Raw genomic sequence first — 11,245 nt, forward strand, 5'->3', positions numbered from 1 at the left:
GGCACCCAAATTGGGTGCCATTTTTTTTTGCTGTATTTTTGCAAACTAATTAAAATATTCATTGAATGAGTAAGCTCGCAGCCGAAATTGCCAAAAGAAGAACCTTTGGAATTATCTCCCACCCCGATGCAGGAAAGACAACTTTAACGGAGAAATTACTTCTTTTTGGAGGGGCTATTCAAACAGCCGGCGCAGTAAAGTCGAATAAAATCAAGAAAGGGGCTACTTCTGACTTCATGGAAATTGAACGCCAAAGAGGTATTTCGGTAGCAACATCCGTTATGACATTCGATTACCAAGGTGTGAAAATTAATATTTTGGATACTCCTGGTCACAAGGATTTTGCAGAAGATACTTATCGGACCCTCACGGCGGTAGACTCAGTAATATTGGTGATCGACTGCGTGAAAGGGGTAGAGGAACAAACCGAACGATTGATGGAGGTTTGTCGGATGAGAAAAACACCCGTGATTATTTTTATCAATAAGATGGACCGTGAAGGTCAAAATCCCTTTGATTTGTTGGATGAATTGGAACAAAAATTATCCATTCGAGTGCGCCCCTTAACTTGGCCAATCAATATGGGTTCTAATTTCAAAGGGGTATATCATTTATTGGATCGTTCATTAAACTTGTTCTCAGCTAATAAAACCAAGATTGAAAAAAATGTGGTGGCTGTCGACATACATACCCCAGAATTGGAAGCAAGGGTAGGGGACAAAGATGCGGCTCAATTGCGGGAGGATGTGGAGTTGATTGAAGGCGTTTATGAGCCTTTTGATCGGGCTGAATATTTATCAGGGGATATTGCACCTGTGTTTTTTGGTTCAGCTGTTAATAATTTTGGTATACAAGAATTGTTAGACACATTTACCAAAATAGCTCCTCCTACCCAAGCGCGTGGAACAGATGTGCGTGTGGTGGATCCATCAGAAAAGAAATTCACAGGATTTGTGTTCAAAATACATGCCAATTTAGATCCAAAACATCGAGATAGAATTGCCTTTTTGCGTATATGTTCGGGAGTTTTTCAGCGTAATACCTTTTACCAACATATCCGTTTAAAGAAAAATGTGCGCTTCGCGAACCCATATAATTTTATGGCTCAAGAGAAAGAGGTGATTGAAGAAGGCTTCCCCGGTGACGTGATTGGTTTATATGATACAGGTAACTTTAAAATTGGAGATACTTTGACAGAGGGGGAAGTATTGAACTACCAAGGGATACCTAATTTCTCGCCTGAGATTTTTAAGGAACTAATCAATTTAGATCCAATGAAGGCCAAGCAATTGGAAAAAGGTATTGATCAATTGACTGATGAAGGAGTTGCTCAATTATTTCTGCAACCCCAATTAGGTAACCGTAAAATTGTTGGTACAGTAGGGGATTTGCAATACGAAGTAATTCAATACCGCTTAGAGCATGAGTATGGAGCTAAATGCCGATTTGATGGCATGCAAGTAAGTAAAGCTTGTTGGATTACTTCCGAAGATCCGAAGAAGTTGCAAGAATTCGTTCGTTTAAAAGGTCAGAATATCGCCCAGGATAAAGATGGTAATTATGTGTTTTTGGCAGAGTCCGATTGGATTTTACGAATGAACCAAACCAATAATCCAGAAATTGAATTCCATTTTACCTCGGAGTTTAAGTTAGCGTAAACTATTAAAAGCCAAAGATCAAATTCTTTAGTCAAATCGACTGTTCATTCATTATCAATTTATTGGACAATATAATTAGTTTGAAAAACGTTACAACGCTCAACGCTGGCAAGGTTTTAAACCTTGACAGCGTTAGGAAAAAGAGCGTTGAAAATGCCTTAAAACAATAAAACCTAGGAATTTTGCCTAGGTTTTATTGTTTGGATAACATCGCAATCGACTCATTGGCAAAGTATCCTATTTGAGGCCTAAATCTTCTTGAATGGTCTTTACTTTTGCTTGTAAGGAATGAAACGTGGCATCAAAATCAGCAGCCGAGGCTAAAGGAGCATTTACTGAGACATAAAACTTGATTTTGGGTTCCGTTCCTGAAGGTCTTGCGGAAACTTTTGAGCCATCAGCTAAGATTAATTGAATCACATTAGAAGCCTCTATACCTCTTCCTTCCACGATGGGACTAACCTGACCGGTGGTTAAATCGGTTGCTTGTAAGCCTTCGTAATCCAACACCTTTACCGGTTTACTGCCTGCCACACTTGCAGGAACATTAGACCGTAGGTTAATCATCATTTGTTTGATTTCCTCCGCCCCTGCTTTTCCTTTTTTGGTCAAGGAAATTAATCCCTCATAATAGAAATTATTCTCCATGTACATTTCTGCTAGAAAATCGAAGAGGGATTTCCCCTGATCCTTCGCATAAGCAGTTAATTCGGCAATCATGGCACAAGAGGCCACCGCGTCTTTATCACGGACAGCATCACCAATTAAATAGCCATAAGACTCTTCCCCTCCTCCTATAAACTTCTCCTTGCCCTCTAATTCCCGAATTACCTGGGCAATGTATTTGAAACCAGTTAAAGTATTGTAGCAAGGTACCCCTTGTTGAGCGCACATCTTATCAATTAAATCCGTGGTAACAATCGTTTTAGCCACAAACTCCTTGCCCGTTAATCTGCCTAGTTTTTTGTCTACTTTCAATAAGTAATACAATATCAAACTGGCCATTTGATTACCATTCAACAATTGCCATTCTCCACTTGGGCTTTTGACTGCGGCACCCACGCGATCCGCATCTGGGTCTGTGGCAATAACTAAATCCGCATCCAAGGCTTTTGCTTGATCTAATGCCAATGTCATGGCTTCTTTTTCTTCTGGATTTGGATAAATTACCGTGGGAAAATTCCCATTGGGTTCAGCCTGTTCTTTCACCACATGAACTGAAGTAAAGCCCAAAAGAGCTAATGCTTTTGGCACCAGGGTAATGCCCGTACCATGTATCGGTGAGAAAACGATTTTTAAGTCTTTTTGACGCTGAATTACTTCTGGCTGACGGCAGTTTGTTTGAATGGTTTTTAAATATTCTTGATCGATTTGATCATCTAACAAGTGTAATAATGCATCATTACCTTGGAACTTAATATCATCTACCGAAAGGATGGCATTCACCTCCGCCACGATATTTTTATCATGTGGGGCTACTACTTGAGAACCGTCCGACCAATAGGCTTTATATCCATTGTATTCTTTCGGGTTGTGCGATGCCGTAATTACCAATCCAGCATGACAGCCCAGATGACGCACCGCAAAAGATAATTGAGGTGTAGGACGAAGCGCAGGAAATAAATATACTTCTATGCCGTTGGCCGTAAAAATATCAGCCGCAATCCGACAAAATTCTGGGGAATTATTTCTTGAATCGTGGGCTATGGCCACTTTAATTTTTTGATTACCCAAAACCGTTAATAAATAATTAGCGAAGCCTTGTGTAGCTGCACCTACCGTATAACGATTCATACGGTTGCATCCAACGCCCATTTCACCTCTCATACCCCCCGTACCAAACTCCAACGATTTGTAAAAGGAATCGGTTAAGGTGATTTGATCTTCTTGGTCTATTAATTGTTGAATTTGAGATTTTGTTTCCGCATCATAGGCTCCAGAAAGCCATTGATTTACATTTTGCTGAGTAGTATTGTCAAGGTGTAATGCCATAGGGTTAATTTTCAAAGAGGGCTGTCAAATTATTTGCTTACTTTTGTGGGTATACGAACACATTGCCTCTAAATTAGAAAATTTTCGCAAGAATAATAATTGGTTTGATGAACTTGTTTAGCCAGCGGTATTTTTATTTTTTTCTTTCTCTGGCTCCTGCCATTTTCTTTTATTTCTTTCTTCAGAAATATGGCATAAATGCTCCCTTTGCCGATGATTGGAGTGCCATCAATGGCTTTATCATTCGCTTTTTTCATGGTCAAGATAGTTTCATTGATAAAATAGCCTTGTTGGCCTCACAGTGCAATGAACACCGTGAAGGTTACTTATCTATCGTTAGTTTAATTCAATATTCCATTACGGGTAAAATTGATTACATGACCTTAAATATTATTGGAGCAGGGGCTACATTGGGTGTACATGTTATTCTAAATGCCTATCTACAGCGCTATCAATTACCTCATTGGTGGATTCTTCCCTTAGCCTTTATTTGGTATAATGCTGCCTATTTTCACAATGTTTTTTGGCCAGTTTGCGCCTTGCAACACAATAGTATTGTGTTTTTCATTCTAGCAGTATTTTTTGTGTTAGATGGAAAAGGTAAACCAAAAACACAATTTACTTTGGCCATTATTTTAGCTTTCATCGCTGTATTTACCAGTGGAAATGGTTTTTTATTGTTTGTAGCCGCATTTCCCATATTAAAAAATTATTCTCCTTCCTATTGGTTATTTTGGATAATAGGCGGAATAGCCTTTTTTAGTTTGTACATGTGGGGATATCAGCATCCATATCAACGGGGACATTTGACGGATAATTTACATTTGTTTGGAGCCATCACGCAAACATTCTTTGTGTATTTAGGCTCTTTTATCGGGGTGTTTTTTTCAACTTCATCAGAGCTTCGAGTTCAGTTAAGTTTAGTCGTGGGTATGCTTGTTTTTGGAGCATGGGTTTTGTTTGTATTCCGACATATCTATCAATTAATTCGTCAAAAATCTTCATTGGATTTTATCCTGTCCATTCAATTGTTTATCCTGGCTACGGCCTTTATTTACTCCATTGGCCGAGCTAATTTACCCATTGAATTTGTGTTTGAGAGTAGATATGCAATCAATAGTACCTTGTTTTTAATGAGTTTATGCTTGATGATTTGGCATGTATTTCCCAACATTAAATCTTGGAAAGCTGGGGCTTTTGTCACCTTTTCCATGTTGTATTTTGGCATGTCTTATTGGAATAATTTATTAGCCGTGGTGAATTTTACCAGTGCCGAATCAGCGGCCATCATTAAGCATAGTATTCAGCATCGAGAGCATTATTATTTCAAAGATTCTTTAGGCAGAAAGGCTGATTTGGGAGCGCCAAATCTACAAGAACTTGCTCAGTTAGGAGGTCCAATTGTCGACTTTACAGCAGAATTACCGGCATCTGTACAATATGCCAATGATGTAGTTTCTTTGACTTTCAAAAAAGGATTTTTTGCTTTGGATACACGAGAAGCTAAGTTGGAAAAGGACTTTCAAGCCGACATACCTAGCCTAACAAAGGCACCTAAAGGGAGTGATTTATTGCAGTTTACATTAGAAAAGAATGGATTACGTTATTTCGGCGAAAAGACGCGAGTAAAAATGTCCCATGGCTCAGATGGCATGTATGTTGTTTTTGAAAATGCACAAAAAGAACATTGGGTATTCAGTTTGTATTTTATGGAATTAGATCGTGCCCGACAAATTAAGAATCATGATGCTATTTATGTCAGAAAAGCAGCTGGATTTTTGCCTTTTATTTACCTACCTGATGGGGATTATCGGGTTAAGGTATTTCGGGTAGAAGGTAATCAAACGAGCTTGGTAGGCTTATTGCCTCATATTCCCGTTAGAGGGATGTGATTTCTCCTTCAAAAACGCGTACGGCAGGTCCTATTAAAAATACATCGTAAAAACCTGTTTGAGCATTTCCTTTAAATTCAATGGAAAGGTTTCCACCCAGGGTCTGAATGGCAACTGGACTGCTTAAGCCATGTATGGTGTGGGCTACTAAAGCTGCTGCTGTAACGCCTGTTCCGCAGGAATAAGTTTCATCCTCTACGCCCCGCTCGTACGTTCGTACAAAAAGGCCTTTTGGGGTCAATTCAACAAAATTGACATTGGTACCACCTCGACTTTTAAATGTATCAGAATAACGGATTTGAGCACCGGTATTTTTAACGTCTTCGGACTGCACAGCTGAGCAAAAACGTACAAGATGCGGAGATCCTGTTTGAGCGAAATAGTCGTTGGATACCGTTTCAATTTCTGCAACGTTTTGCATGTGCAAAGAGATTTTATCTGGGTCAATGTGGGCTTGATGTTCCCCATCAATGGCAATAAAAGTGGTGAAATCTTGAACAATGCCAAGGTCTGAAGCAAATCGCACAAGGCATCTTCCTCCATTTCCACACATGCTACCTTCGGTTCCGTCTGAATTATAATAGACCATTCGGAAATCATAACCCTCCGCCTTTTGCAAAAGCATTAAACCGTCAGCACCTATACCAAATCGACGGTGACATAAATGAGCAATCTCTTTCTGGCCAAGTTGGAAAGCTCCAGCTCGGTCATCGATGATCACAAAATCATTTCCGGTGCCTTGGTATTTGTAGAATTTCATGGGGCAAAGATAGAGAAAAGTAGAAATCTATGAAGAATGTAGAATGAAAAATGAAGAATGTAGAATGTAGAATGAAGAATGTAGAATGTAGAATGAAGAATGTAGAATGTAGAATGTAGAATGAAGAATGTAGAATGTAGAATGAAGAATGTAGAATGAAGAATGTAGAATTATTGCTATTATATTGTCACTCGCAAAATAAAAAATAGTCAATTATCATACATACTTCATTGATTAACTGGTTGACACAACAATTCTACATTCTTCATTCTACATTCTACATTGAATATCGCTCCTTTATAACTCCCAAATGATGCTTTTCATGCCCAGCAATCATCCAAGAAAGGGCGCGGACGGAAACGGAGTTGCCATTAGCGTTTCCGAGTTGATTCCATTGGTTTTCTGAGAAGGATTGAAGTAGGCTAAAAGTAGCTTGGCGGGTAGTCAAATATTGTTGGAGGACTAGTTCAGGGTTTTGATTTTCATATTGGGCATGTTCCAAATAGCTATTTTCATCAAAACCGGGTAGGGACTGTTGTTCACCCCGACTGATGGACAAAGCCCGGTAAGAAAATATACGTTCTGTATCGATCATGTGCCCTAGTAATTGTTGTAAAGTCCACTTTCCCGGTGCATAAGCAAAGGTCCATTGCTGGGGGCTTAGCTTTTGGTAGGTGGATTGAATTATTTTTGATTGGTTCTCGAGAACTTCAAATAGGTTTTCGGACGACTCAAAATTCAGATATTCAGCGAAGTAGCTGGTTTTCGGATATTCATAGGAGGCGGGAGGGAACATATTTTTTAGGTTTTTTTTGCTTGGGCATTTGTTTGAAAGGATAAATTAGCTAATTTTGTGCCACATTACAAGACGGTCCGGTAGTTCAGTTGGTTAGAATACATGCCTGTCACGCATGGGGTCGCGGGTTCGAGTCCCGTCCGGACCGCTGAAATAAAGTTAAGTCCCTGATTTTCAGGGACTTTTTTTATGGGTGGTGCTAAATGGGGTGCTACAAATCGGATTTCACCTTGAATCCTTACCTCAGTAACCTGTTCTCAAACGCTAACATTCCATCCACATCAGCCTCAATTTTGATGTATTTTTGAAGGGTCGGCAAATCTTTGAATGGTACTTTTGATTAATATTTTGGGGAGATTTTATTGTTTTATTTTGCTGATCGTTCAGGAAATAAGGTAATCAATTTTAACCGTATCTTACTTAGTCGTTAGGTTGAGAATCTTTAGAGAATAGAACTTTCTTTAATTTGGAGGAAGTATGGATAACCCTTTACCAAAATATTACTTATGATTACAATCATTTATTCTATTTGTCCTTGATCGCATGTTAATTTAAATCTTGGTGGATTTTGATAATTTTTCTTTAGCGAACCCCGAAATTTGTTAACATAATCACTTTCTAAATTGAGATTTATACCATTTCTAATTTCAGATGGGCTAATGTTAATAATTGGAATAATTAATAAACATTCATTGTTAATTGAAAATAAAATGTTGGTCAATTCCAAGTTTAGAGAATTAATTTCAATGTTTTCACTTTCCAACTTATCTGTATTGAATAAAATTGTCACTTGTGGTTTTTTCGAAAATTCAGATAGGTTAGTTTCAGAGAATTGTGCATAGTCCAAAATGTCCAATTGTGCTGCATTTGACTTTTCTTTGTTCTTGGATTCCAATTTATTATTTTGGTTGAAAACTGTATTAGAAAGTAACATCAGGAAGAGAAATCCAAAGTAAATTGAAGAAACTTGTTTGATTTTGACTTTATTATTTTTGAAAATGTTGTAAAAAAATATGTAAAAGGCCAATGACAAAGTAAGAACTGTAATCAGTATGAAATTCTTTTTTAGGAGATATAATGTAATAAAATCATTAATTGAATTATCTAAATACAACATTTTTTAATGTTTTAAATCTTAGCCTTTAATGATACTATAAGAAAAATTGACCTGATATAAAATACAGAGACCCCACTATGAGTAGGGTCTGTACAGATTACTGTGTTCTAAATTATATATATATATAGTCTTAAATTTGAATCCGATAATCTCAATCATTTTTAAATTTCAAGTGAGATTATGATTTCTTTGGTATTGCTGAAAATTTTATTTTCAACAAGTTTGTTCAGCAAATCATGATACAAAGCACCGTATTTATTTTTGTTTCTCGAAGGTCAATTATGTATAATACATATTTTACACATGAATAATCACAATAAATAAACCTAGTTAACTTTTGGAGGAATGGAAAGTATTTGGAAAGTGGAAAATCAAGGAGACAAGATCTATTGTAGGTATGTTATATAATTAATAATTGACATTACATCTTTATGGTGATAATGGGAGAAAAATAGATATTCAAATAAGATTATTCTTAAGGGCAAATTCTATAGCCTCTTGCTTTAGCCCGTATTTAACAAATCGTTTGTCATCCTCTAAGCTAATTCTTAATATGGCGTTTTTTATTTCCGCATTTTCATAAAAAAATTCATTCATATTACATATAAATTGGCTCCTATATTGTCTTTGAGTGTCATAGGCTTTTTTATTAATGTTCAGCAAATTTGACATCTCATCTGTTGTTAAATAACATTCTAAACCATTATCTTTAAAATGCCTAACAAATTGACCCCCTCCTTTAGGTAACTTTTTTTGATATTTTTTTGTAAATAATCTGTTTAATTTATTACTTGAAATATAGTACGTCGACAATGGCTTTAATACAAATAATGCAATTGTGATACCAACTATGGAATAGATTATTAAAACTGTAGTTCCTATTTGGACTGAATTGTAGAGTTTAGCTACTGATTTAGCGCCCTTTTTAATATCTTGAAGGTTCAAGGAATCGATTATAATTGATTCAAATTGTTTACTATTACTTTTGGTAATAGAATAAACCCAACCATTTTCAATATAAATTTTTGAATGTGAATTGAAAAAATCCCTTTTGACACCTGTATATTTGAAAATTTTATTTTTTTGAATATCTGCAAAATATCCTTGTAATGGGTCATTGAAAAATATTAGATCATCTAACATTATAAATTTAGAACTAACAATACCTAAGTTTTTTAAGACAGAATAGTCGATGTGGCCTATTTTAAACCACCTTCGGGAATTTAGATTAAATATGTATAATTCAAATATTTTAGAGGTATTAGGAGAATTTTCCTTAGAACTTACAATCGAAATTATTTCGTTTTTGTTCTTCATTAAGCCGGCCGTTTCAGCAGTGACTCCAAAAAAAGGTTGATTATTTTCGTTTCCCACAACAGACCATTCTTTGCGATGAAAATCAAAGAATGTTAAGATATTGTTTGACAGCCAAAACCCATGTCCACCTAAGCTAAACAATGTGTCGTTTCGGATGAATTGAAGGGCGTTCAAATTATAACCTCGATAGTATGTTTCATCTATACGAGTAAATATCTTTGATTTTTTATCTAAAATATATACCTGACCAGTGCCAGGAATTGTAAATAAATATTTTCCTGAGAAATTAAATTTGATCGGGATTAAGGTATTCGGAATATCCCTTAAATCTATATTTGAAAATGTTAATTTATCAATTTTTATCCACTCGCCCCTTTGATTTTTTCTCTCTAATATCCTCGCATTTAAATTAATTCGCTCATTTTGTTTTGACTTTGTATCAAACCATTCAAAGTTAATGGAACTTACTAAAGTTGGAATGAATAATAATAAACACACAATCCTAATACATAAATTATACATAATTATAGGTTCTATTTTCTTGACTCTTTCAAATGTATATTGGTCAATTATAGAACTTCTACTTTTAAATTATGAATTCATGTAATATATGTATTATCTACATAAATATATGTTTAGTAAAAAAATCGAGAAACCTAAGAGGCCAAATTCAATAAATAAATGAGTTCAAAATATCATTTAAAGTATCTCTCAATGATATGAATAGGTTATTATTAAATCTGAAAGAAATATGTTCAGAATTATCTATATTTTTTGCTAAAAAATGGTTATACCTTTACCTCAACAACCCATTCCCCACAGCTAACATTCCATCCACATCTGCCTCACTTTTGATGTATTTTTGAAGGGTCGTCAACTTCTTATGACCGGTGATTTTCATCACCTGATGATAGGAGAGACCAGCATCCACCAAAAGTGTAGCCAATGTTCTCCTAGCCGTGTGAATAACGATCATTTGGTATTTTTTCTTGTATTCACGGACCTTTTTACCACCTTTTGTCGATTTTTTCTCAACTGTAATCCTCATGGATGGAATTAGTTGACATATATTTTTAATCTCCTCCAATATGATGGTATCACTATATGGGTCAGGGAATTCATAATTATATTTTTCCCCAAGTCTTTTCAATGTCTCGAATGCTGGTACCTGACAAGTTTCCCCTGTCTTTTCCGCTCTAAAGGTGTAAACCTTGGTGGTTGGATTGATTACCTTGACCAAGTTCTTTAAGTCACTCTTACGGACTCCTGACCATAAGTATAAGAGGTATTGGTCTCGAATTCTATCGTAATATGGATTGTCAGAAAAATCGAGTTCCTCTAAGTCATTTAATTCCTGTTTGGTAAAAACAACCACATCTGAATCCTCGGTGTATAGTACCTTTTTGAACTTCTTGAATGGATTGAAAGGTATTAGACCTTCATTTACTCCAATTTGGAGGAACGCCTTAATTACTTTTAAGCGGTTGTGTATTGTGTTCAATGACATTTGCCGGTCCTCAGTTAAAAAGTGTTCATATTCCTCAATAATGTCCATCTTCAACCATTCCTCCAAATAGTAGTGCTTCTGTACAAACCCCTTATTACTTGGACAGATTTGTAGAAATAGTTGTGTAATAATTGCTTGTTTTTTCGTTTAAATTTTGTCTAAGGTATTGATAATCTTGGTTTAAAACATCACTGGTTTCGTGTTGG

General features: G+C 36.0%; 8 protein-coding genes and 1 tRNA gene. 3 read left to right on the forward strand and 6 right to left on the reverse strand.

Annotated elements, in window-relative coordinates; genetic code table 11:
* Window positions 1-65 precede the first annotated feature (65 nt).
* Complete coding sequence (locus ACST15_RS09145) at window positions 66-1,658, forward strand: peptide chain release factor 3 (RefSeq protein ID WP_459454345.1); 1,593 nt, start codon at window positions 66-68, stop codon at window positions 1,656-1,658.
* Between the two features lie 237 nt (window positions 1,659-1,895).
* Here the strand turns inward: ACST15_RS09145 and ACST15_RS09150 are convergent, their stop codons facing one another.
* Window positions 1,896-3,650 carry a phospho-sugar mutase gene (locus ACST15_RS09150; RefSeq protein WP_459454346.1) on the reverse strand — a complete coding sequence of 585 codons (1,755 nt, stop codon included), beginning with the start codon at window positions 3,648-3,650 and terminating at the stop codon, window positions 1,896-1,898.
* A gap of 107 nt (window positions 3,651-3,757) precedes the next feature.
* Between ACST15_RS09150 and ACST15_RS09155 the strand changes: the two genes are divergently transcribed.
* Entirely contained in the window at window positions 3,758-5,542 is a 1,785-nt protein-coding gene (locus ACST15_RS09155; protein WP_459454347.1) for a hypothetical protein, read from the forward strand.
* Here ACST15_RS09155 and dapF read toward each other — a convergent pair.
* Window positions 5,529-6,302 carry a diaminopimelate epimerase gene (gene dapF / locus ACST15_RS09160; protein WP_459454348.1) on the reverse strand — a complete coding sequence of 258 codons (774 nt, stop codon included), beginning with the start codon at window positions 6,300-6,302 and terminating at the stop codon, window positions 5,529-5,531. The genes ACST15_RS09155 and dapF overlap by 14 nt on opposite strands.
* A gap of 277 nt (window positions 6,303-6,579) precedes the next feature.
* Window positions 6,580-7,098 (reverse strand): DinB family protein, encoded by a 519-nt coding sequence (locus ACST15_RS09165; protein ID WP_459454349.1) that lies wholly within the window; start codon window positions 7,096-7,098, stop codon window positions 6,580-6,582.
* A 74-nt stretch (window positions 7,099-7,172) separates the two neighbouring features.
* Here ACST15_RS09165 and ACST15_RS09170 point away from each other — a divergent pair.
* Window positions 7,173-7,246: transfer RNA gene (locus ACST15_RS09170), tRNA-Asp, on the forward strand.
* Window positions 7,247-7,618: 372 nt separating this feature from the next.
* On the opposite strand, the gene ACST15_RS09175 is transcribed toward ACST15_RS09170, so the two are convergent.
* The 3 genes from ACST15_RS09175 to ACST15_RS09185 form a co-directional block, all read right to left on the reverse strand.
* Window positions 7,619-8,215, reverse strand: a complete 597-nt coding sequence (locus ACST15_RS09175) for a hypothetical protein (protein ID WP_459454350.1) — start codon at window positions 8,213-8,215, stop codon at window positions 7,619-7,621.
* Between the two features lie 459 nt (window positions 8,216-8,674).
* Complete coding sequence (locus ACST15_RS09180) at window positions 8,675-10,054, reverse strand: hypothetical protein (RefSeq protein ID WP_459454351.1); 1,380 nt, start codon at window positions 10,052-10,054, stop codon at window positions 8,675-8,677.
* Window positions 10,055-10,328: 274 nt separating this feature from the next.
* Window positions 10,329-11,087, reverse strand: a complete 759-nt coding sequence (locus tag ACST15_RS09185; protein ID WP_459454352.1) for a tyrosine-type recombinase/integrase — start codon at window positions 11,085-11,087, stop codon at window positions 10,329-10,331.
* Between the last annotated feature and the right edge of the window lie 158 nt (window positions 11,088-11,245).

This window comes from Aquirufa sp. Wall-65K1 (assembly GCF_054558475.1).

Bases quoted from the DNA above. Each gene is read 5' to 3' on its own strand.
- ACST15_RS09155 (WP_459454347.1), top strand. From the start codon at position 3,758: ATGAACTTGTTTAGCCAGCGGTATTTTTATTTTTTTCTTTCTCTGGCT.
- ACST15_RS09175 (WP_459454350.1), bottom strand. From the start codon at position 8,215: ATGTTGTATTTAGATAATTCAATTAATGATTTTATTACATTATATCTC.
- ACST15_RS09185 (WP_459454352.1), bottom strand. From the start codon at position 11,087: ATGGACATTATTGAGGAATATGAACACTTTTTAACTGAGGACCGGCAA.
- ACST15_RS09145 (WP_459454345.1), top strand. From the start codon at position 66: ATGAGTAAGCTCGCAGCCGAAATTGCCAAAAGAAGAACCTTTGGAATT.
- ACST15_RS09165 (WP_459454349.1), bottom strand. From the start codon at position 7,098: ATGTTCCCTCCCGCCTCCTATGAATATCCGAAAACCAGCTACTTCGCT.
- ACST15_RS09180 (WP_459454351.1), bottom strand. From the start codon at position 10,054: ATGTATAATTTATGTATTAGGATTGTGTGTTTATTATTATTCATTCCA.
- dapF (WP_459454348.1), bottom strand. From the start codon at position 6,302: ATGAAATTCTACAAATACCAAGGCACCGGAAATGATTTTGTGATCATC.
- ACST15_RS09150 (WP_459454346.1), bottom strand. From the start codon at position 3,650: ATGGCATTACACCTTGACAATACTACTCAGCAAAATGTAAATCAATGG.